Annotated in this window: 18 protein-coding genes; 14 read left to right on the plus strand and 4 right to left on the minus strand. The window is 70.8% G+C overall.

The genetic code is table 11. The features are described 5' to 3' along the window. Positions 1-2 precede the first annotated feature (2 nt). The 7 genes from ACW14X_RS25450 to ACW14X_RS25480 all read left to right on the plus strand — a co-directional run bounded on the left by ACW14X_RS25450 (position 3) and on the right by ACW14X_RS25480 (position 8,106). A complete protein-coding gene (locus tag ACW14X_RS25450) occupies positions 3-1,460 on the plus strand; it encodes a FecCD family ABC transporter permease (RefSeq protein ID WP_457163754.1) in 1,458 nt (485 codons plus the stop codon). After that, a complete protein-coding gene (locus tag ACW14X_RS25455; protein WP_457163755.1) occupies positions 1,457-2,515 on the plus strand; it encodes a FecCD family ABC transporter permease in 1,059 nt (352 codons plus the stop codon). Before ACW14X_RS25450 ends, ACW14X_RS25455 begins: the two co-directional genes overlap by 4 nt. Next, positions 2,512-3,324, plus strand: coding sequence for an ABC transporter ATP-binding protein (locus tag ACW14X_RS25460; protein WP_201450985.1), 813 nt, complete (start codon positions 2,512-2,514; stop codon positions 3,322-3,324). Before ACW14X_RS25455 ends, ACW14X_RS25460 begins: the two co-directional genes overlap by 4 nt. Positions 3,325-3,369: 45 nt before the next feature. After that, positions 3,370-4,284: an ABC transporter substrate-binding protein gene (locus tag ACW14X_RS25465; RefSeq protein ID WP_457163756.1), complete on the plus strand. Its 915-nt coding sequence runs from the start codon at positions 3,370-3,372 to the stop codon at positions 4,282-4,284. A gap of 58 nt (positions 4,285-4,342) precedes the next feature. Beyond that, positions 4,343-5,083: an AAA family ATPase gene (locus ACW14X_RS25470; RefSeq protein ID WP_160022252.1), complete on the plus strand. Its 741-nt coding sequence runs from the start codon at positions 4,343-4,345 to the stop codon at positions 5,081-5,083. A gap of 396 nt (positions 5,084-5,479) precedes the next feature. Further along, positions 5,480-6,721 (plus strand): DUF222 domain-containing protein, encoded by a 1,242-nt coding sequence (locus ACW14X_RS25475; RefSeq protein WP_457163757.1) that lies wholly within the window; start codon positions 5,480-5,482, stop codon positions 6,719-6,721. Between the two features lie 206 nt (positions 6,722-6,927). Further along, complete coding sequence (locus tag ACW14X_RS25480) at positions 6,928-8,106, plus strand: Cmx/CmrA family chloramphenicol efflux MFS transporter (protein ID WP_457163758.1); 1,179 nt, start codon at positions 6,928-6,930, stop codon at positions 8,104-8,106. Here the strand turns inward: ACW14X_RS25480 and ACW14X_RS25485 are convergent. Both ACW14X_RS25485 and ACW14X_RS25490 read right to left on the minus strand, forming a co-directional pair. Next, complete coding sequence (locus ACW14X_RS25485; protein ID WP_457163759.1) at positions 8,103-9,368, minus strand: alpha-L-fucosidase; 1,266 nt, start codon at positions 9,366-9,368, stop codon at positions 8,103-8,105. The two genes, ACW14X_RS25480 and ACW14X_RS25485, sit on opposite strands and share 4 nt — an antisense overlap. A 6-nt stretch (positions 9,369-9,374) precedes the next feature. Next, positions 9,375-9,971, minus strand: a complete 597-nt coding sequence (locus tag ACW14X_RS25490; protein WP_160022259.1) for a TetR/AcrR family transcriptional regulator — start codon at positions 9,969-9,971, stop codon at positions 9,375-9,377. 145 nt (positions 9,972-10,116) lie between these two features. Between ACW14X_RS25490 and ACW14X_RS25495 the strand changes: the two genes are divergently transcribed. The 4 genes from ACW14X_RS25495 to ACW14X_RS25510 all read left to right on the plus strand — a co-directional run bounded on the left by ACW14X_RS25495 (position 10,117) and on the right by ACW14X_RS25510 (position 14,702). Further along, the gene (locus ACW14X_RS25495) at positions 10,117-11,505 is read left to right on the plus strand and encodes an APC family permease (RefSeq protein ID WP_457163760.1); all 1,389 of its coding nucleotides are present in this window, start codon (positions 10,117-10,119) and stop codon (positions 11,503-11,505) included. Between the two features lie 45 nt (positions 11,506-11,550). Further along, positions 11,551-12,603 (plus strand): agmatinase, encoded by a 1,053-nt coding sequence (gene speB / locus ACW14X_RS25500; RefSeq protein ID WP_457163761.1) that lies wholly within the window; start codon positions 11,551-11,553, stop codon positions 12,601-12,603. A gap of 1 nt (position 12,604) precedes the next feature. Continuing rightward, positions 12,605-13,957 (plus strand): flavin monoamine oxidase family protein, encoded by a 1,353-nt coding sequence (locus tag ACW14X_RS25505; protein ID WP_457163762.1) that lies wholly within the window; start codon positions 12,605-12,607, stop codon positions 13,955-13,957. Between the two features lie 148 nt (positions 13,958-14,105). Then, complete coding sequence (locus ACW14X_RS25510) at positions 14,106-14,702, plus strand: adenylate kinase (RefSeq protein WP_457163763.1); 597 nt, start codon at positions 14,106-14,108, stop codon at positions 14,700-14,702. Here the strand turns inward: ACW14X_RS25510 and ACW14X_RS25515 are convergent. Continuing rightward, on the minus strand, positions 14,675-15,565 hold the full coding sequence (locus ACW14X_RS25515; protein ID WP_457166088.1) for a LysR family transcriptional regulator: 891 nt from the start codon (positions 15,563-15,565) through the stop codon (positions 14,675-14,677). The two genes, ACW14X_RS25510 and ACW14X_RS25515, sit on opposite strands and share 28 nt — an antisense overlap. Positions 15,566-15,636: 71 nt before the next feature. Here ACW14X_RS25515 and gabT point away from each other — a divergent pair, with 71 nt between their 5' ends. From gabT to ACW14X_RS25530, 3 genes are all read left to right on the plus strand, one after another. Then, positions 15,637-16,974, plus strand: a complete 1,338-nt coding sequence (gene gabT / locus ACW14X_RS25520) for a 4-aminobutyrate--2-oxoglutarate transaminase (protein WP_457163764.1) — start codon at positions 15,637-15,639, stop codon at positions 16,972-16,974. Beyond that, entirely contained in the window at positions 16,971-18,446 is a 1,476-nt protein-coding gene (locus ACW14X_RS25525; protein ID WP_457163765.1) for an NAD-dependent succinate-semialdehyde dehydrogenase, read from the plus strand. The genes gabT and ACW14X_RS25525 overlap by 4 nt, the downstream gene beginning before the upstream one ends. A gap of 166 nt (positions 18,447-18,612) precedes the next feature. Further along, positions 18,613-22,065, plus strand: a complete 3,453-nt coding sequence (locus ACW14X_RS25530; RefSeq protein WP_457163766.1) for an indolepyruvate ferredoxin oxidoreductase family protein — start codon at positions 18,613-18,615, stop codon at positions 22,063-22,065. Here the strand turns inward: ACW14X_RS25530 and ACW14X_RS25535 are convergent. Further along, the gene (locus ACW14X_RS25535; protein ID WP_350842926.1) at positions 22,062-22,583 is read right to left on the minus strand and encodes a hypothetical protein; all 522 of its coding nucleotides are present in this window, start codon (positions 22,581-22,583) and stop codon (positions 22,062-22,064) included. The two genes, ACW14X_RS25530 and ACW14X_RS25535, sit on opposite strands and share 4 nt — an antisense overlap. Positions 22,584-22,625 lie beyond the last annotated feature (42 nt).

Raw genomic sequence — 22,625 nt, forward strand, 5'->3', positions numbered from 1 at the left:
ACGTGCGTCTCAGTGACCTCGCCTCGGGCGAGGCCGTCACGGCGCGCGCGGATCACACCAGGGTGCAGGTCCCGCGTGGGCCTGCGCCGATCGCCCTCCGGGCGACCGCGGCGGTCGTGGACCTCGCCCTGGTGGCCCTGCCGCTGGTCGTCGGCGCGCTCGTCGTGCACTCGCTGCGCGACGCGAACGGCGGCGGCACCGTGGACCGGGTGGTCTTCGGCGGCTTCGCGCTCGCCGTCGCGGCCGCCGTCCTCGTGTGGAACCGCGGGTTCGCCCAGGGCCGGCGGGGCGCCTCGACCGGCAAGACCTGGCTCGGGCTGATCGCCCGGGGCCACGACGGCCGCCCGCTCGGTGTACGTCGCAGCCTGCTGTTCGCGCCGCGACAGGTCGTGCGCCGGATCACGGCCATGGACGAGGGCTTCGCCGAGATCGAGGTCGAACTCACCCCGGCGAAGCTGCGTCTGCGCCGGATCACCGGCCTGCTCGCGCTGCTGGTGATCCTGGCGGTCCTGGTCCTGGCGAGCGTCGCCGTCGGTTCCCGGCCGCTGAGCTTCGGTGAGATCTGGCACGGTCTCCTCCCGCCGTACGACACCACCCCCACCGAGGCCGACCTGATCGTCCGCGACCTGCGTACGCCCCGGACTCTCCTAGGCCTCGTCGCCGGCATCGCGCTCGGCCTCGCCGGCGGGCTCATCCAGGGACACACCCGCAACCCGCTCGCCGACCCCGGAATCCTCGGCGTCAGCGCCGGTGCCGCGTGCGCGGTGGTTCTGGCGATCACGTTCCTGGGTGTGACGAGCCCGGTGGGCTACATCTGGTTCGCGCTCGCGGGTGCGCTGATCACCAGCCTTGCCGTCTTCGGGCTCTCCGCGGTCGGGAGCGGCAGCCCCTCACCGGTCTCCCTCGTCCTCGGCGGCGCTGCGGTGGCGGCCTTCCTCTCCGCCATCACCTCCGCCGTGGTCCTCCTCGACCAGACCACCCTCGACGCCTACCGCTTCTGGATCGTCGGCTCGGTCGCCGGCAGAGGACTCGAGATCCTGGTGCCGCTGCTGCCCTTCTTCGCCCTCGGCTTCGTGCTCGCCATGGTCAACGCCCCCGGGCTCAACGTGCTCAGCCTCGGCGAGGAGGTCGCCCGCTCCCTCGGCACCAACGTCGCCCTGAACCGCACCCTGGGGATCACCGCGATCACCCTGCTCGCCGGCGCGGCCACCGCGGCCTGCGGGCCGATCGCGTTCATCGGCCTCGCCGTACCCCACATCGCGCGGGCGTTCACCGGGCCGGACTACCGGTGGCTGCTGCCGTGCTCCGCCCTGATCGGCGCCGTCATGCTCATCACGTGCGACATCCTCGGCCGGGTCGCCGCGCGCCCCGGCGAGCTCCAGGTCGGCATCGTCCTCGCCCTGGTCGGCTCGCCGTTCTTCATCGCCCTCGTACGCCGCCGGAAGCTGGTGACCCTGTGACGACGACGCTCGTGCCCGGCCGTCCGCGCTTCGGCTGGGGGCCGGTGACGATGGTCTGGCGCCCCCGCCTGGTCGCGGTCAACGTCGGCCTCCTCGTGCTGGTCTTCCTGCTGGTGTGCCTCAACGTCGGCCAGGGCGACTACCCGATCAGCGTCCCCGACACGGCCCAGGCGATCCTCGGCGGTGGCAACGAGGCCGAGCGCTTCATCGTCTGGGACCTGCGCCTGCCGCGGTCGGTGGTCGGCCTTCTCGTGGGCGCCGGCTTCGCGATGTCGGGGGCGATCTGGCAGTCGATCACCCGCAACCCGCTGGCCAGCCCGGACCTGCTCGGCATCACCGCCGGCGCCAGCGCCGGGGCGGTCGCGGTGATCGTCTTCGGCGGCACCGCCTTCCTGGGCGCCACCATCGGGGTGCCGGCCGCAGCCATGGCGGGCGGTCTGCTGACCGGGGTCGTGATCTACCTGCTCGCCTGGCGACGGGGGATCGAGGGCTTCCGGCTGGTCCTGATCGGGGTGGCCGTCAACGGCATCCTGCTCGCACTGACCAACTGGATGCTCGTCATCGGCGAGATCTGGGACGCCCAGGAGGCGACCGTCTGGCTCAACGGGTCGCTCAACGGCAGGGGTTGGGACGACGCCGTGCCCGCCGCCGTCGCGGTCGGGGTCATCGGCACGGTCGCCCTGGCCTCGACCTTCCAGCTCTCCGCGCTCAAGCTGGGCGACGACACGGCCCGCGCGCTCGGCGTACGGGTGCAGCTCAGCCAGTCCGTCCTGCTGATCGCCTCGGTCCTGCTCGCCGCCATGTGCGTCACCGCGGCCGGACCGATCGGGTTCATCGCCTTCGTCGCACCCCAGGTCGCGCTCCGCATCGCCCGCACCCCCGGGCCGCCGCTGATCGCCTCGGCGCTCACCGGCGCCGCCCTGGTGGTGGGCAGCGACTACGTCGCGCGCGTGCTCCTGCCCGTCGAGCTCCCGGTCGGGATCGTCACCACCGCCATCGGAGGCCCCTTCCTGATGTATCTGATCATCCGCACCAACCGGAGGCTGTCGCGATGAGCGAGCACCAGATCACCGCTGAGGACCTGGTCCTCGCCTACGGCGACCGGGTCGTCGCCGACGGTCTCACCACCGAGATCCCGTCCGGCAAGGTCACCACGATCATCGGCCCCAACGGCTGCGGCAAGTCGACCTTCCTGCGGGCCGTCGCGCGGCTGCTCAAACCCCGCTCCGGGCAGGTGCTGCTCGACGGCAAGGCGATCACCTCGATGCGTACCCGTGAGGTCGCGAAGGTGCTCGGCATGCTGCCGCAGTCGCCCACCGCGCCCGAGGGCCTCACCGTCGCCGACCTGGTGGCCAAGGGGCGTCACCCGCACCAGTCGTGGCTGCGCCAGTGGTCCAGCGACGACGAGACCGAGGTCGACGCGGCGCTTCGGCTGACCGGGATGCAGGAGCTCGCCGCCCGCCCCGTGGACGAGCTCTCCGGCGGGCAGCGCCAGCGGGCGTGGATCTCGATGGCGCTGGCGCAGGAGACGGACATCCTGCTGCTCGACGAGCCGACCACGTACCTCGATCTCGCTCACCAGGTCGAGGTGCTCGACCTCGTGGACAAGCTCCACGCCGACCTGCAGCGCACCGTCGTCATGGTCCTCCACGACCTCAACCTGGCGGTCCGCTACAGCGACCACCTGATCGTCATGCGCGAGGGGCGCATCGTCACCTCCGGCGCACCCGACGAGCTCATCACCGCCGAGCTGCTCCGCGACGTCTTCGGCCTCGACAGCCAGGTGCTCGTCGACCCGGTCTCGGGCCGCCCGATGATCGTCCCGATCGGCGTGCGCCGCTCCGCGCCCATCGTCCAGCACTGAACGTTCCCCGGAAGACCGGGGAACGCCATGATGAAAGGAAACCACGTGCGCAAGCACCTGTCCGGCGTCGCTGCCATGCTCGCCTCCGCCCTCGTCCTCACCGCCTGCGGCGGCAGCTCCTCGGGAGAGGAGGCCGCGCCCGAGACCCGCGAGGTCAAGCACGCCAAGGGCGTGGCCGAGGTGCCCGTGGCCCCGAAGCGGGTCGTGGTGCTGGACACCGGAGAACTCGACGACGCGCTCGCGCTCGGGGTGAAGCCCGTCGGTGCCGTACGCGTCGACGTGGCCACCGACTTCCTCAGCTACCTCGGCGACCAGACCGAGGGGATCGAGGAGGTGGGCACCATCTCCGAGCCCAACCTCGAGAAGATCGCGGCCCTCGACCCCGACCTCATCCTGTCCAGCACGGTCCGCCACGAGGCGATCTACGACCAGCTGAACGCGATCGCCCCGACCGTGCTCGCGCCCGACCTCGGCGACACCTGGAAGGACAACTTCCTGCTGTACGCCGACGCGCTCAACAAGACCGACGAGGCCGAGAAGATGCTCGCCGACTTCGAGAGCGACGCCGCCGCGCTCGGCAAGACCGTCGGCACCGGCAAGACCCTGTCGATCGTCCGGTTCCTCCCCGGCCAGATCCGGCTCTACTCCGACAAGTCCTTCTCCGGCGTCATCCTCGACGACATGGGCCTGACCGTTCCGGAGCAGGCGGTGGGCGAGGACACCTACCTCGAGATCTCGCCCGAGCAGGTCACCACCGCCCAGGCCGACCACCTCTACGTCAGCACGTACGGCCCGGAGGGCGACACCGACAAGGCCAAGGTCCTCGGCGGACCGCTGTGGCAGCGGATCCCGGCGGTCGAGTCCGGTCACGTCCACGACATCAACGACGACCTGCTCAGCGGCATCGGCATCCAGGCCGCCCAGCAGATCCTCGCCCAGTTCGAGAAGGAGCTCGGCTGAGCTGACCGCGCGGACGCCGGTATCGAGTCGCACCGAGCTGCGCTCCATACTGGCGTCCATGCGGTTCGACGAACGCTATATCGCCCGGGTCACGCTCGATCCGAGCCATGACACCGGTCGATATCCGTTCACTCTGCCGGTCGTCCGCGAGCTGGCCGGCGGGGACGGGATCGACTTCGACGAACGGGTGACATTCCTGGTCGGCGACAACGGCACCGGAAAGTCGACGATCATCGAGGCGATCGCGGTCGCGTCCGGGTTCAACGCCGAGGGCGGCTCCACCTCCTTCCGGTTCGCCACCCGCGCGACCGAGTCGTCGCTCGCCGACTACCTCGTGATCGAGCGCGGTCTCAAGCGGCCGCGCAACGGATACTTCCTGCGGGCGGAGTCGTTCTACAACGTCGCCACCGAGATCGAACGCCTCGACCTGGACACCTCGGACGCCTACGGCGGGGTCTCGCTGCACGAGCGCTCCCACGGGGAGTCGTTCCTCGACCTGGTGATGCACCGGTTCGGGCCCGGCGGGCTCTACATCCTCGACGAACCCGAGGCCGCGCTCTCGGTCAAGGGCTGCCTGGCACTGGTCGCGCGCATCATCGAGCTTGCGGACGCGAGATCTCAGTTCATCATCGCCACGCACTCCCCGGTCCTGCTCTCGGTGCCGGGGGCCCGGATCCTGCAGTTCGACGAGGACGGGCGTATCGGGCAGGTCGCCTACGACGACGCCGAACCGGTCAACCTGACTCGGCGGTTTCTGGCGGACCCGGGGCGGTATCTGCGGTACGTCCTCGAGGACTGAGTGTCTGAGTTCCAGCGTGGGTGGGGCCAATACGTTGCCTGGGTTGGGAGATTTAGAAGCAGGGTGTCTGGGTTGGGTGCCATTTACCTGTCTTGCGGGCTTCCAGCAGCGGTCTGGGTTTTGTCGGAGATACCTGTCCCTGAATGAGTTTGGGTTGCTTTCATGTGGTAGGCTCGGCGCAGGCGTAAACGTGAAGGCCGACCACCTCGAAAGAGGCGTGCCCCAGCCATCCGAGACACAACGGGGGCGGGGTAATCCAGGGGAACCAGGGGCGTGCACGCTGAGCTGCGAGGGTAAGTAATAGCCCGTACTCCGGGCCTCCGAGACCAGCGAACCAACCGGGATTCTGCACAGGCAGAAGCCCTTGAGTTCGTACGTCGGGAGGTGACCGGTTCGATGACCACGCTGCAGCAGCCTCAGCACCCTGTGCTGGGGGCCGTGGTCGCGGTCACCGACGCCCTTGACGGTGTTGCGGCGGCGAACCCGGTGTTCATGGCCACCGACCAGAAGGCCACCACCCTGCTCGAGATCGCTCGCGCGAAGGCGCAGCTGGCCGAGCTCGAGCTGCGGGTGCTCGCTGTTGCTGATGATGTCGCGGACGAGTCCGCGGCGCGGGATGTGGCGGCCTGGTTGCATCACCACACCCACCAACGCCCCGAGACCCTCCGCGCCGACCTCCGACTCGCCGAAGCGCTGGACCGTTCCTACGCACTGGTCGCGGCCGCCATGCGGACCGGTGCCTGCAACCCGGCCCAAGCCCATGTCATCGTGAATGCTCTCGACGATCTGCCGGCAGATCTCGACCCAGAGGTCCGGATCAAGGCCGAAGAAGCGTTGGTTGCTTATGCGACCCGGTTCGACCCCACCCAGCTGCGTCGCCTGGGGCGCCGGATCCTCGATGTGATCGCGCCCGAGGTCGCTGAGGCGGAAGAGGCGAAACGGCTGGCGGCCGAGGAGGCCCACGCCCGGAAGAAGACCCGCCTGGCGATGCGGCGCCTCGGAGATGGCACCACCCGGATCTCGGCGGTGGTCTCGGATGCGACCGCGGACCGCCTGGCGACCACCTTGGAGGCCTTCGCCTCACCCCGACGCGATGACGGCGCCCGTACCGAGACCGGCGAGTACCTGCCCTACGACCGCCGCCTGGGACGCGCGTTCTGTCAGCTGATGGAGACTCTCGACCCGGCCCGGCTCCCGATCCACGGCGGCGATGCGACCACGGTGATCGTCACCATCGACCTCGACCAGCTCCGCAAGGAAGCCGGCATCGCCCAGATCCTCGGCGGCAGCCCGATCACCGCCGCCGAAGCCCGCCGGCTGGCCTGCACCGCGAACATCATCCCCGCCGTCCTCGGCGGCGCCTCCGAGGTCCTCGACCTCGGTCGCAAGGAACGCTTCTTCACCGCCGCCCAACGCCGCGCCCTCCTCCTCAGATCGGCGACCTGTGAGGCCGAGGGATGCGACATCCCCGGGACTTGGGCCGAGGCCCACCACTGGATCGAATGGGCCCAAGGCGGGGCGACTGATCTCGACAACGCTGCCCTGCTCTGCTCCCATCACCACCACCGTGCCCACGACTCTGCATATCTCCACGAGCGCTTACCCAACGGCGACATCCGATTCGCGCGCCGGACATGAGCCGAGACCGTGGTGATGCCTTCGGGTAGTGTCCGGGGCATGTCGAGTCCCGAGTCGGACAGGTCGGGGGCTGCCGGTCACACCGCCAGCCCCGTGAACCGCTGAGCACCGCCACCCGCCTTTCGCGCGGGTGAGTGCGGCGTACTCCGGGCTTCCGGCCGTGGTGACCAGATGCGTCCCTGTGACCTCTCACCTCGGAGTACTCGATGCCTCTTGCTCTCTACCTGCTCGCCCTGGCGGTCTTCGTCATGGGCACCTCTGAATTCATGCTCGCTGGGCTCGTCCCCGCGATCGCCGCTGACCTGGGCGTCTCCGTCGGTACGGCGGGTCTGCTGACCTCCGCTTTCGCCGTCGGCATCGTCGTCGGCGCTCCTGTGATGGCTGCCTTCGCCCGACGCTGGCCGCCACGGCTCGCGCTGCTCGTCTGTCTGCTCGTGTTCGCCGGTTGTCATGTTCTCGGGGCGGTCACGCCGGTGTTCTCGCTCCTGCTCGCCGCCCGCGTGCTCAGCGCTTTTGCCAACGCGGGCTTCCTCGCGGTCGCCCTGAGCGCGGCCACCAGGCTCGTGCCTGAGGACCGGAAGGGGCGCGCGCTGGCGATCCTGCTGTCAGGCACGACGATCGCCATGGTGGCAGGCGTTCCGGCCGGGGCGCTGCTCGGCACCGCGGCCGGGTGGCGAGCGACCTTCTGGGCGATCGCGCTGCTGTGCGTTCCTGCGACCGTCGGGATCCTCCGGGGTGTCGGGTCCGCTCCGGGCGGGACCGCTGCCGGCGGTGGCACCCCCGGGCTGCGTGCCGAGCTCGGCCGGCTCCGCTCGCCCCGTCTCCTCCTCGCGATGGCCCTCGGTGCCCTGGTCAACGGCGGCACTTTCGCGGCCATCACGTACCTGGCGCCGGTCGTGACCGGGACGGCGGGTCTGGCCGAGGTGTGGATCTCGGTGATGCTGGTGATGTTCGGGGTCGGGTCGTTCCTCGGGGTCACGCTCGCCGGGCGGCTCTCGGACCACCGGCCCGGCCTCGTGCTCGTCGTCGGCGGCCCGCTGCTGCCGGTCGGCTGGATCGCGCTGGCGCTCGTCGCACCTCAGCCCGGGCTCCTTCTCGGCCTGGTCCTCGTCCAGGGCATGCTGGCGTTCGGGGTCGGTAGCACCTTGATCGCGCGGGTGCTCTACGCCGCCTCGGGCGCGCCGACGATGGCGGGGGCGTACGCGACCGCCGCCCTGAACACCGGAGCGGCGGCCGGGCCCGTGCTCGGTGCACTCGGCCTGGCGACCGGAGCGGGCGCGCTGGCTCCGGTGTGGGTCGCGGCCGCGATGACCACGCTGGCGCTCCTGGTCATGCTCCTCTCGAGGCGCGCGTTGATGATGTCGGTGCCCGCACGCCTCGGCTAGTGCGACTCGTGCTCGCGGTGCACCGACACCTCGCCGTCGAGCTCGAGGGCGATGACGGTGCACAGCGGGTCGAGGACGTCGTCGGTGGTGAGGACGTACTCCCAGCCGGGGACGTCGTGGAGCCCGCCGATGCGTTGATGGTCGAGCTCGGCGCCGGACCCGAGGACGTACGCCTTCAGGACCTGGTTGCGCAGGCCGCGGACCACGACGTAGTCGTTGGGCCGGTCGAGGACGTAGAGGAACAGGGTCCGGCCGTCGGCCGAGACGGCGGTCGGACCGTAGAAGTGACCGTGGGGGAGACCGCGGCGGATGCCGCGGACCGCGGGGGAGTGGCGCGCGACCCACTCGCCGAGCGCCTCGAGCCGCACGGTCTGCTCGGGGGTGATGGTGCCGTCCTCGCGCGGCCCGACGTCGAGCAGCAGGTTGCCGCCACCGCCGATGGTCTCGACGAAGGTGCGCACGAGCTGGCGCGGTGACTTGTGGTTGTGGTCCTGCGGCTGCCAGCCCCAGGAGTCGTTGATGGTCAGGCAGAGCTCCCACGGGCCGTCCGGTGGCACGATCGGAACACCCTGTTCCGGGGTCACGTAGTCGCCGTGGCCGAGCATCCGGCCGTTGACGACCATCTCGGGTGCGAGCTCGCGCAGCTCGGCACGCAGCTCGCGCATCCGCCACTGCCGCTCGTCGCGCTCCCACTCGCCGTCGAACCAGAGCAGATCCGGCCGGTAGCGGGTGACCACCTCCCGGATCTGGGCGCGGTGGAACTCCAGGTAGCGCTCCCAGCGCTCGGGCTCCTCCGCGCCCGGCCGCGGGACGGCGTACGGGTTGTCCTGCACCACGTGGTGCTGCACCTCGGGCCGCACGGTCGCGTAGTCGGGATGGGACCAGTCGAGGTGGGAGAAGTAGAGGCCGACCTTCAGCCCCCGGCGGCGTACGGCCTCGACGAACTCGGCGACGAGGTCACGGCCCGCCGGGGTCCGCTCGACCACGGAGAGGTCGTTGGCGTCGGTGTCGTAGAGCGCGACCCCGTCGTGGTGCTTGGCGGTGAGCACGGCGTACGTCGCCCCTGCTCGCTCGAAGAGCTCGGCCCAGGCGTCGGCGTCGAACCTGGAGGCGGTGAAGCCGTCGAGCTGGGCCATGTAGTCGGCGTAGGGGACCCGGCCGTCGTAGAACGACCAGGACTCCGCGACGCCGTCGACGCTGTAGATGCCCCAGTGGACGAAGATGCCCAGCTGGGCGTCGGGGAACCAGGACGCGATCGGCATGCCCCGCTACCCCTCGTGTCCGGCGACGACGGTGCGGGTGTGCGCGAGAGCGTGCTCGCGCAGGGTGGTGCCGCCTCCGGTGACGATGCCGATGCTGAAGCCGTCCCACATCGCCCGCAGGCGCTCGGAGACGGCCTCGCGGTCGGGAACCTCGGGGAGCGCCGCGGCGAACAGCCGGACCAGGTCGGCGTGCCACTCGTCGTCCATCGCGCGCTGCGCGGCGGCGAGCTCGGAGTCGTACGGCGCTCGTGCCCACAGCTCGAGCCAGAGGAGCCAGCGCGGGTCACGCTCGTCGAGGGCGAGGTAGACGTCGGTGAAGGACACCAGCGCGTCGACGCCTCCGGAGCCGTCCTTCTCGGCCTTCTCCAAGATGGGTGCTCGCTGTGCCGCGTACTCGTTCTCGCTCCATCGCAGGGTCTCGAGGAGCAGGCCGTTGCGGGTGCCGAAGTAGTAGAGGAGGTGGCCTCCGCTGGTGCCGAGCCGGGCAGCGAGGGAGGCCATCGTCACCTTGGCGAGCCCCTGCTCGGCCACCATCTCCAGAGTGGTCGCGAGCACCTGCTCGCGCGGTCGTTCCAGGCGTCTGTTGGAGCGTGTGCGCGTCACCTCGACAGTGTCTCCTTGTGCTCGCTCGGTGAAATCTTCGGTCCCACCCCTTGACTCTAGCGGTGATCTGGGTCACTTTGAATGCCGTTCAAAGTTTTGTACAGCGTTCAAAACACGCTGTACCCTCATCACAAGGAGACCCGCGATGATCGAATCCATGCAGGTGAGCCCCGACGGGGTGAGGCCGGCGCAGGAACGGCGGCGGCTCGCGCGGGTGCTCGGACCCGGCGCCGCGGTCCTGCTCGTGCTGTCGTGCATCACGCCCGCATCGAGCCTGTTCATCATCGTCCCGGAGCTGTTCGCGACCCAGGGGAGCGGCGCGGTGCTGGCCGTCGTCGCCGGCTTCGCGGTCTCGATCGCGATCGCCGCGTGCTACGCCGAGCTCGGCACCCGCACCGCCAGCTCCGGCGGTGAGTACGCGATGGTCACCCAGACCCTCGGCAAGTCGATGGGCTGGCTGACGTTCTCCCTGGCGGGCGTGCTGCTCTGGCTGATCCCGCCGATCTTCGCCCTCGGCACCGCCGACTACCTGGCCGACCTGGTGGAGCTGCCGCGGGCCGCGACCGGTGCGATCGTGATGCTCCTCTCGACCGCGACCGCGATCCTCAACATCAAGGCCAACGCCGTCGTCACCGGCACCTTCCTCGCTCTCGAGATGATCGCCGCGGTCGTCGTCGTCGTGCTCGGTCTCGGCCACGTCCAGCGCGGTCCCGGCGAGCTGGTCTCGCCGCACGTCATCGGTGAGAACGGCCTGGAGCCCTTCACCCTGGCGATCCTCATCTCCGGTCTCGCCGTGAGCACGTTCCTGGTCAGCGGCTTCGGCACCACGGTCTACCTCTCCGAGGAGATCGTCGACCCGCGTCGCAACGTCGCCCGCGTCATCTTCTGGACCCTCGGCCTGGGCGGCCTCGTCATCCTCATCCCGACGGTGACCACGGTCCTCGCCGTCGATGACCTCAGCGATCTCGCCTCCGGCAACTTCTCCCAGTGGGTCGCCGCCTGGGGTGGCGAGCGCGTCGCGGTCGCCGTGAACGTCGCCATCGCCATCGCGATCCTCAACGCCGTCATCGTGATGGTGCTGCAGAACGCCCGGGTCGTCTACGCCTCCGCGCGCGACCGCTCCTGGCCCGCTCCGGTCAACAACGTGCTGACCAAGCTGCACCCCCGCTACGCCACCCCGTGGCTCGCGACCCTCGTCATCGGCATCCCCGGAACGATCCTGGCCGGAGCCGTCGAGATCGAGTCTCTGCTGGGCGTGACCTCGGTGGTCATGTCCACGATGTACGTCGTGGTCGCGATCGCCGCCCTCCGCGCGCGTCGACTGGCACCGGCTGCCGAGAGCTGGAGGATGCCGTTGTGGCCGTTGCCCCCGCTGGTCGTCATCGGCGCGATCGGCTATGCGCTGGCCGGCTCCGCGCGGATGGACGTCCTGATCACGGCCGGCGTCGTGGTCGCCGCCCTCGCCTACTACTACGTCTACCTCGCCCGCCGACCGGGCGAGCGGTTCCTGGTCGTTGACCCGACCGAGGACTGAGCACGACCGACGTATCCAGAGAAACGAACGAGAGAGAAGAACGCCATGGCTCGCTACGGAACCCAGTTCGGCCCCGACATCACCTTCCTGGGTGTCGACCGGTGCGACTGGGCCGACCCCGCGACGTACGAGGGGGCCGACGTGGTCATCCTCGGTGCCCCCTTCGACGGAGGTACGTCGCACCGGTCGGGCACCCGGTTCGGCCCGCAGTTCATCCGGCAGACCTGCTACCTGGCCCACGACGGGTCGCGGCCCTCGCTCGCGATGCGGGTCGACGCGCTCAAGGACCTTCGCGTGCTCGATGCGGGCGACGTGGAGATGTTCTCCGGCGACGCCGAGCGCTCGGTGCGCGACCTGCAGGAGGCCGTGCACGCCGTGACGAGCAACGGCGCCATCCCGCTGGTGCTGGGCGGCGACCACACGATCGCCTGGCCCGACGCCGCCGGCGTCGCCCAGCACCTGGGCCAGGGGCGCGTCTCGATGATCCATTTCGACGCCCACGCCGACACCGGCGACATCGAGTTCGGCTCGCTGATCGGGCACGGCCAGCCGATGCGCCGGCTCATCGAGTCCGGCGCGCTGCGCGGCGACCGGTTCCTGCAGATGGGGCTGCGCGGCTACTGGCCCGAGCCCGAGACGCTGGACTGGATGGCCGAGCAGGGCATGCGGTCCTACGAGATGACCGAGATCGTGCACCGCGGCCTGGAGGAGTGCCTGACCGAGGCCTTCACCATCGCCACCGACGAGTGCGACGGGGTCTTCCTCTCGGTCGACATCGACGTCTGCGACCCGGGGCATGCTCCCGGCACCGGCACCCCGGAGCCGGGTGGCCTGACCGCGCGTCAGCTGCTCGACTCGGTCCGCCGGATCGCCTACGAGCTGCCGGTGGTCGGCATCGACGTCGTCGAGGTCTCCCCGCCGTACGACCACGCCGACATCACCTCGTTCCTCGCCAACCGGGTCGTCCTCGAGGCGCTCTCGGGCATCGCCCGCCGCAAGCGCGACGAGGCCGACGGGACCCGCTGGGACCCGAGCCTCCCGCTGCTCGCCCAGCGTCCCGACCGACGGCCCACCGACACTGACAAACAGGAGAACTGACATGACCACCCACGACGTGATCGTGGTCGGCGCCGGCGTGACCGGCCTGACCGCGGCCTGGCGACTGGCGCAGGCAGGACAGGACGTACTCGTCCTGGAGGCGCGCGACCGCGTCGGCGGCCGGCTGCGCACCGAGGCGCACGGTGCGCCCGGGGAAGAGGCCGACTTCGAGATCGGCGGCCAGTGGGTCTCGCCGGACCAGGACGCCCTGATCGGGATCCTCGACGAGCTCGGCCTGCCGACCTACCCGCGCTTCCGTGAGGGCGAGTCGCTCTACGTCGACAAGGCGGGGGTGGCGCACCGCTTCGGCGACGACCTGCCGGTCGGCGAGGCCACCGCGGCCGCCATCGCGCAGCTCACCAAGACGCTCGACGCGCTGGCCGCGGCCATGGACCCGGCCCGGCCGTGGGAGCTCGACGACGCCGACCACCTCGACAGCATCTCGTTCCGTGCCTGGCTCGAGCAGCAGTGCGACGACCCGGTCGCCGTCGACAACATCGCCCTCTACATCGGGCCGGCGATGCTGACGAAGCCCGCCCACTCGTTCTCCGCGCTCCAGGCCGTGCAGATGGCCGCCAGCGCGGGGTCGTTCAGCAACCTCGTCGACGCCGACGTGATCCTCGACCGCCGAGTCGTCGGCGGCCTGCAGCGGGTGCCGCTGACGCTGGCCGAGCGGCTGGGCGATCGCGTCCGGCTCGGCCAGGACGTCACCCACATCGAGTGGGACGAGGACGGTGCCGTCGTCCACGTCGGCTCCGAGATCCACGCCGCTCACCGGCTGGTCCTCGCCGTGCCGCCGACCCTGGTCAAGCGGATCCGGTTCAGTCCCGAGCTTCCGGCCGAGCACCGGATCGCCCGCGAGCACCAGTCGTTCGGGCTGGTCATCAAGGTGCAGGCGCAGTACGAGACGCCGTTCTGGCGCGCCGACGGGCTCAGCGGCACGGGCTTCGCGCCCTGGCAGCTGGTGCACGAGGTCTACGACAACACCCCCGAGGGCGAGCAGCGCGGGACGCTGGTCGGCTTCGTCTCCGACGAGCGCGCGGACGCGGTCGGCCGGCTCTCCGACTCCGAGCGACGCCGTCAGGTGCTCGAGTCGCTGGCGGCGTACTTCGGGGACGCGGCGCTCGAGCCGCTCACCTTCGTCGAGAGCGACTGGCAGCACCAGGAGCTCACCGGCGGTGCGTACGGGACGAGCTTCGACCTGGGCGGGCTGACCCGCTGGGGCGCGGTGCTGCGTGAGCCGCTCGGGCCGATCGAGTTCGGCAGCAGCGACGTCGCCGGCCACGGCTTCCAGCACGTCGACGGCGCCGTACGCGTGGGCGAGGAGATCGCTCGCCGGATCGGCGGCCGCTGACCGAGAGATCTGCCAGAGATCTGCCAGAGATCTGTCAGAGGTCTGCACGGATGCAACGTGATCGCAGCGAAGCGGTGCCTAGCCTCCGACCGGGCGCGCTCATCGTGGGGGTGAGCGCGCCACCCCTCGAGAAAGGTCCACCCTTCGTATGCGCCTCCTCCTCATGGGACCGCCCGGTGCCGGCAAGGGTACCCAGGCCGCCGTCATCGCCGAGCGTTTCGCCGTGCCGGCGATCTCCACCGGCGACATCTTCCGGACGAACGTCGCCCAGCAGACCACGCTGGGCGTGGCGGCACAGACCTACATGGACGCGGGCGAGTACGTCCCGGACGAGATCACCAACGCCATGGTCGCCGACCGCCTCGCCGAGCGTGACTGCGCCGACGGGTTCCTCCTCGACGGCTATCCGCGCACTCCGCAGCAGGTCGTCGAGCTCGACTCGCTCCTCGAGCTCTCCGGAGTGGGGCTCGACGCGGTGGTGCTGCTCGAGGCGGACCCCGACGAGCTGGTGAGCCGGCTCCTGGCCCGGTCCGAGGAGCAGGGCCGGGCCGACGACACCGAGTCGGTCATCCGCCGCCGGCTGGAGGTGTACGCCGCCGAGACCGGTCCGCTCGCAGCCGGCTATGCCGAGCGTGACCTGCTCGCCACCGTCGACGGCCTCGGCCCCGTCGACGAGATCACCGAGCGGATCCTGGCCGCGCTGACCTCGATGTCCGCTCAGCGGACGGCGACCTCGGCGCCGTAGCGCTCGACGCAGAACGCCGAGAGCCGCTCCGCCAGGCCCGCGAGGGCCTCGGCGGCGTGGTGCTGCGGGTCCCAGGCGGCGTACAGCCTGATCCGGACCCTCCCGGCCGGCGCCTCGATGTGCAGGGGCACCAGGCCGAAGCGCGGGTCGTCGGAGACCACCGCGATCCCGCGGCCCGAGGCCGCGAGCGCCTGCGCGACCTGGGCGTTGGACACCTCGAGGACGTCGCCGTAGCCCACGGCGGCGTCCTCGGCCGCTGCGTCCAGGAGCGGCCGCGGCCGCAGCTCCTCGGTGAGGAGCACGAGCGGCCGCGCCACCAGATCGCGTACGTCCACGGACGCCCGCGCCGCCCACGGGTCGTCGGGGCGGACATAGGCCCACACCGGAAGTACGGCGAGGGCGCGTGAGGCCAGGGACCGGGCCGGCGGCCGGGTGACGATCGCCAGGTCGGCGCCGGCGCGGACGGCAGCGGCCGCACCGCGCGGGTCGAGCTCGCGGACCATCGCGACGGGGTCGTCGGGCCCGAGCGTCGCCAGGAACGGCGCGAGCACGTCGGTGAGCGTCGTGGAGGGCACGGCGAGATGGAGCTCGTCGAGCCGACCGGAGGCCAGGACGCCGACCGCGCGCTCGAGGTCGTCGGCGTGCGCGAGCAGGTCCCGGGCGCGGGGGAGGAGATCCTCGGCCGTCCGGGTGAGACGCAGCCGCCGTCCCTCCCTCGCGAACAGCGGAACACCCAGGTTCGTCTCGAGCTGGCGCAGCTGCCGCGACAGCACCGGCTGGGTCACGTGCAGCACCTCGGCAGCGCGCGTCGCCGAGCCCGCGTCGGCGGTGGCGACGAAGTAGCGCAGCAGCCGCAGATCCATGCTCACGAGACATGATTGTAGTAGTCAAAAGGTCTTGGACGACATGTGTCGCCGAGGCTCATGCTGAACCCATGACCGAGTCCTCGACCCTCGAACAGTCCCGTCTCCTGCGTACGCCGCTTCCCGGCCCGCGCTCCCAGGAGCTCATGGCCCGCAAGGTGGCGGCCGTGAGCCAGGGCGTGGCCACGACCATGCCCGTCTTCGCCGCGCGCGCGGCCGGCGGGATCGTCGAGGACGTCGACGGCAACCGCTTCATCGACCTCGGCTCCGGCATCGCGGTGACCACCGTCGGCTCCAGCGCCGCCAAGGTGGTCGAGGCGGTCTCCGACCAGGTGGCGGCCTTCACCCACACCTGCTTCATGGTCACGCCCTACGAGGGCTACGTGGCCGTCGCCGAGCAGCTCGCCCGGCTCACCCCCGGCGACCACGAGAAGCGCACCGCGCTGTTCAACTCCGGTTCCGAGGCCGTCGAGAACGCGGTCAAGATCGCCCGCTCGTTCACCGGCAAGGACGCTGTCGTCGTCTTCGACCACGCCTACCACGGGCGCACCAACCTCACCATGGCGATGACCGCGAAGAACATGCCCTACAAGCACGGCTTCGGGCCGTTCGCGGGCGAGGTCTACCGGGCGCCGATGTCCTACCCGTTCCGCGACGCCGCCGAGATCGACGGCAAGCTGGCGGCGGCCCGGGCGACCTCCCTGATCGAGACGCAGGTCGGTGCCGAGAACCTCGCCGCCGTCGTGATCGAGCCGGTCCAGGGCGAGGGCGGATTCATCGTCCCGGCGCCGGGCTTCCTCGCCGCACTGGCGGAGTGGTGCCGGGCCAACGACGTGATCTTCGTGGCCGACGAGGTGCAGTCCGGCTTCGGCCGCACCGGCACCTGGTTCGCCGTCGAGCACGACGATGTCGTCCCGGACCTGGTGGTCAGCGCCAAGGGCATCGCCGGTGGCCTGCCGCTCTCTGCGGTGACCGGCCGCGCCGACGTCATGGACGCCGTCCACCCGGGCGGTCTGGGCGGCACCTACGGCGGCAACCCGCTGGCCTGCGCCGCCGCGCTGGCCGTGATCGAGACCATCGAGGCCGAGGACCTGCTCGCCCGGGCCCGGGCGATCGAGGAGCGTCTCTTCGGCCGGCTCCGTGACCTGCAGGCGAACGACCCACGCATCGGTGACGTACGCGGCCGCGGCGCGATGGTCGCCGCCGAGTTCGTCGACCCGGCCACCGGCAACCCGGACGGCGCGGCGGCCAAGGCCGTCGCGGCCTACGCTCACAGCCAGGGTGTCATCACCCTGACCTGTGGCACCTGGGGCAACGTCATCCGCTTCCTGCCCCCGCTGAGCATCTCCGACGAGCTGCTCGACGAGGCCCTGGACGTACTCACGACCGCACTGGAGGAGACCAAGTGACCACGAGCACCCAGCCTATGAACACCCAGCCCAGCTACCTCGACGCCCTCGAGCCCGGCAGCGGCGTCCTCGTCGGTGGTCGGTGGGGTCCGGGCGGCGCCGGCGTCTTCGCGGTCGAGAACCCTGCCACCCGTGAGCGCGTCGCCGATGTCGCCGACGGCAGCACCGAGGACGCGACCGCGGCCGTCGACGCGGCCGCCGCGGCGCTGCCCGCGTGGTCGGCGCTGCCGCCGCGCACGCGAAGCGAGCTGCTCAGCAAGGTCCGCGACCTGATGCTGCGCGACGCCGACGAGCTTGCCGCCCTGATCGCGCTCGAGAACGGCAAGTCCCTCGCCGACGCCCGCGGCGAGGTCGTCTACGCCGCCGAGTTCTTCCGCTGGTACGCCGAGGAGGCGGTGCGTCCGCACGGCGACTTCGGGTCCTCGCCGGCCGGCGGCACCCGCACCATCGTCACCCACAAGCCGGTGGGCGTGGCCGCCCTCGTGACCCCGTGGAACTTCCCGGCCGCGATGGCCACCCGCAAGATCGCTCCGGCCCTCGCGGCCGGCTGCACCGTCGTGCTCAAGCCCGCCGCCGAGACGCCGCTGACGGCCCTCGCGGTCGCCCGGCTGATCGCCGAGGCAGGCGTGCCGGACGGCGTCGTCAACGTGGTCCCCGGGACGGACGCCGCCGGCATCGTCAGCACCTGGCTCGCCGACCCGCGGGTCCGCAAGATCTCCTTCACCGGCTCGACCGGCGTCGGCCGCATCCTGCTCCGCCAGGCCGCCGACCGGGTCGTGAACACCTCGATGGAGCTCGGCGGCAACGCGCCGTTCGTGGTGACCTCCTCGGCGGACATCGAAGCGGCGGTCGAGGGCGCGATGGTCGCCAAGTTCCGCAACGGGGGACAGGCCTGCACCGCGGCCAACCGGCTCTACGTCCACGCCGACGTCGCCGAGGAGTTCACCGCCCGCCTTGGCGCGGCCGTGGAGGCGCTCCGCGTCGGCCCGGCCGAGCAGGGCAGCGACATCGGGCCGCTGATCTCCGCGAAGGCGTACGCCACCGTCACCGGCCTCGTCGACGACGCCGTGGCCGCGGGAGCCGTGATCGCCCACCGCACCGAGATCCCGCAGTCCGAGGGCTACTTCTACCCGCCGACGGTCCTGACCGGCGTACCGGCGGACTCGCCGCTGCTGCGCGAGGAGATCTTCGGGCCGGTGGCCCCGATCGTGGTCTGGAACGACACCGAGGAGCTGCTGGCCTCCGTCAACGACACCGAGTTCGGCCTGGCGGCGTACGTCTTCGGCGAGATGGGCGAGGCGCTGCACGTGGCCGAGCGGATCGATGCCGGGATGGTCGGAGTCAACCGTGGCCTGGTCTCCGACCCGTCGGCGCCGTTCGGCGGGGTGAAGCAGAGTGGCATCGGGCGCGAGGGCGCGCGGGCCGGTCTGGAGGAGTACCTGGAGACGCAGTACCTCAGCGTCGCCTGGTGATCTGCGCCTCAGGAATTGGCAGAGCGCAGGCCCTATCCACGATGATGTGACCCAGGCCACCCGCACACCCTGCGGGTGGTCGCTCGGGACAGCCTCACCCGGCAGTCCCGGCACAACGCTCCAGACGGACCACCAGCGCCGCCCGGCAGATTGAGGAGTCACACCTATGACCGCAGTGTTCGAGCCCGGGACCTCGTTCGAGGCCTACGACCTGGCAGACCGCTATCGAGTCGGAGCCGGACCGGTGTTGCTCACCGGGATCCAGGCGATCGCGCGGATGCTCGTCGAGCAGCGGGCCCTCGACCAGCGCCGCGGCCTGCGGACCGGCACCTTCATCTCCGGTTACCCGGGCAGCCCGCTCGGCGGTCTCGACCAGCTGCTGCTGGGTCTGCCGAAGGAGATGGCCGACGCCGACATCACCGTGGTCCCCGGCCTCAACGAGGAGCTCGCGGCCACCGCGGTGTGGGGTTCGCAGTCCGCGGTCACCCTCGACACCGAGCGCTACGACGGCGTCACCGGCGTCTGGTACGGCAAGGGCCCGGGCGTCGACCGCGCGCTCGACGCGATGCGCCACGCGAACATGTACGGTGCCCACCCCACCGGCGGCATGCTGATGCTGGTCGGTGACGACCCGGCCGCGAAGTCGTCCACTGTGCCGGCTGTGAGCGAGCGGACCCTGGCGAGCCTCGGCATCCCGGTGCTGTTCCCGCGCAACGCCTCCGAGATCGTCGAGTACGGCATGGAGGGCATCGCTCTCTCCCGCGCCTCCGGCTGCGTCGTCGCGCTCAAGATCGTGGCCGACGTCGCCGACGGCGCCTGGGTGGTCAACCCGGAGATCGGCGTCCTCGACCCGGTCACCCCGAAGACCGAGTGGGAAGGCGTCCCCTACACCTACGAGCCGACCAAGATCGAGCTCTTCCCCGACCGGATCGTCGGCGCCGAGGCGAAGCTCTACGGCCCCCGGATGAACGTCGTGAAGGCGTACGCCGCCGAGAACCGGCTCAACCGGATCGAGGTCAAGGCACCGAACGCCAAGGTCGGCATCGTCGCCTCCGGCTCGTGCTACGACTCGATGCGCCAGGGCCTGAAGGACCTCGGCCTCGACCACGACGACCTGATGGCCGCCGGGATCCGCGTGCTGCGCCTGGGCATGATGTGGCCGGTCGAGCCGACCATCGTCTCGGAGTTCGCCGACGGGCTCGAGGAGATCATCGTCGTCGAGGACAAGACGTCCTTCATCGAGCAGGGCATCCGCGAGATCCTCTACGGCGCTCCCGCGGCTCCCGTCATCATCGGCAAGAAGGACCGCAACGGCGTCCCGCTGGTTCCGCTCGACGGCGAGCTGACCGCCGGCCGCCTGCTCGCGCCGCTGCGTCGCGCGCTAAAGGGCCACGCCCAGCTCAAGGCCGCCGGGCCCGCCCGGATCGACCTGCCGCTGCTCTCGACCTCGCGCACCCCGTACTTCTGCTCCGGCTGCCCGCACAACCGCTCGACCGCGCTCCCGGACGGGAGCCTGGGCGGCGGCGGCATCGGCTGCCACACCCTGGTGACCGCATCCCAGCGTGAGGACAGTGCGGTCGTCGGCATCACCCAGATGGGCGGCGAGGGTTCGCAGTGGATCGGACAGGCGCCCTACAGCCACGCCGGTCACACGTTCCAGAACGTCGGCGACGGCACCTTCTTCCACTCCGCGCAGCTCGCCATCCAGGCGTGCGTCGCGGCCGGGGTGAACATCACCTACAAGCTGCTCCACAACGACGTCGTCGCGATGACCGGTGCCCAGAAGCGGCAGGGCGAGGTCGCGATGGCGCAGCTGACCCACAAGCTGATGAACGAGGGCGTCAAGGCGATCATCGTCGTCGCCGACGAGCCGAAGCGCTACCGCCGCGCCCACTTCCCCGCAGGCGTACGACTGTGGCACCGCGACCGCCTCGACGACGCCCAGCGGGAGCTGCGTGAGGTCGAGGGCGTGACCGTGCTGATCTACGACCAGCACTGCGCCGCCGACGCGCGGCGTCAGCGCAAGCGCGGCACGATCGAGGCCCGCAACACCCGGATCGTGATCAACGAGGCCGTCTGCGAGGGCTGCGGCGACTGCGGCGTGAAGTCCAACTGCCTCTCCGTGCAGCCGGTCGAGACCGAGCTGGGCCGCAAGACCCGTATCGACCAGACCTCGTGCAACACCGACTACACCTGCGTCGAGGGGGAGTGCCCCTCCTTCATGGCCGTCGAGACCGACCCGACCGCCAAGAAGGCGAAGAAGTCGACCCCCGAGCCGCCGAGGGTGGCCGACCCGGGCTACGGCGAGCTGGAGCGGACGTACGGCGTCTTCATGGCCGGCATCGGCGGCACCGGCATCGTCACGGTCAACCAGGTGCTCGCCACCGCGGCGCTGCGCGCCGGCTTCGGCGTGGAGTCGCTCGACCAGGTCGGGATGAGCCAGAAGGCAGGCCCGGTGACGGCGCACCTGCGGTTCGGCCCGGGCTCGATCGACCCCTCCAACCGGGTTACCCCGGGGTCGGCCGACGCGCTGCTCGGCTTCGACCTGCTCACTCTGGCCGAGGGCAAGAACCTCGCCTACGGTGACCCGGCGCGTACCCGTGCGGTCGTGTCCACCAGCAAGACCCCGACCGGGCCGATGGTCTACGACAAGGACATCGCCTACCCGGCCGACGACGAGCTGCTGACCCGGGTCAACAGCGCTACGTCCTCGCTGCGTGCCTTCGACGCACTGGCGGCCGCGGAGACCCTCTTCGGCAACACCGCCGCGGCCAACTTCCTGCTGGTCGGTGCCGCCTACCAGGCGGGCGCCCTTCCGATCCCCGCCGAGGCGATCGAGGAGGCCATCGGCATCAACGGGGTCGCGGTCAGCGCCAACGTCGCCGCCTTCCGCTGGGGCCGTGCCTCGGTGGCCGCGCCGGAGGAGTTCGCCAAGGTCACCGGCACCGCGACCGCTCCTGTCGAGCAGGTCGCCGTGCCGGCTCTCGAGGCCGCGACGTTCGACGGCGAGGTGCGTCGCCTCGCCGAGTTCCGTGCCCCGAAGCTCGTCGCCTTCCAGAACCAGGCGACCGCGCGTGACTACGTCGAGACCGTCGACCGGATCTGGAACGCCGAGCGTGCGGTGACCGAGGACACCCGCTTCTCCGAGGCCGTCGCCCGCTACCTGTTCAAGCTCACCGCCTACAAGGACGAGTACGAGGTCGCCCGGCTCCTCACCGCTCCGGCCGCCCTCGACGGTGTCCGTGCCGAGGTGCAGGGCAAGATCAGCTTCAAGCTCTCCCCGCCCGTGTTCGGGGCGTTCCTGAAGGGTCGCAAGATGACCTTCGGGCCGCGCACCCACTTCATGCTCCGCCTGCTGGCGACCATGAAGTTCCTCCGCGGCACGGTCCTCGACCCGTTCGGTCAGGCCCACGTACGCCGCACCGAGCGGGCCCTCCTCGCGCACTACTCGGCGCTGGTCACCGGTCTCGCCGAGGACCTCACCGAGGAGTCCTACGCCCGGGCCGTTCGTCTCGCGGAGCTCCCGGACATGGTGCGGGGCTACGAGAACGTGAAGATGCGCAACGTCGAGGCCTACCGCGAGGCGCTCGCCGCCGAGGGGATCGACCTGACGGTCTAGAGCACCTGGTGGGTGCTGGACGGACCGTCACCCACGCCGAACGCCTCTGCCAGCCTCGACGGCGCACCCGCGCTGTCGAGGCTGGCCTCCACCTTGCGGATGTTGCGCGCCGACGGGTAGGCGAAGAAGGCCATCAGCACCAGCGAGATGGCCCCACCGATGACGTACGTCATCAGCTGCCCCTCGGTGAGGACGAAGGCCAGGGCGAGAGAGACGAGCGCGACGACCTCGCTGAGGACGAGCCGCAGGATCATCGAGGTCTGGTGCTTCTGCAGGCCCTCGCTGGTCGCCTTCTCCGGCGGGGTCCCAGGCGCGATCGGAACCGCGCGGAAGCCGATCGCCGAGCACAGCACGGCCAGGACCACGCCGGCCGCGACCTGCCCGCCGATGACGTACGCCGAGGGCAGCTGCAGATCGGCATCGGGGATGCTGAGCGCGACCACGACCCCCAGGCCCACGACCATGGTCATGAACGCGAGCGCCATCATCTGTGCCGTACGTGCCAGCGGTGCGGTCATCTGAGCTCCTTCTCGACGGGTGACGACACGCAACCTAGCCGA

The organism is Nocardioides sp. YJ-D4 (assembly GCF_054031495.1).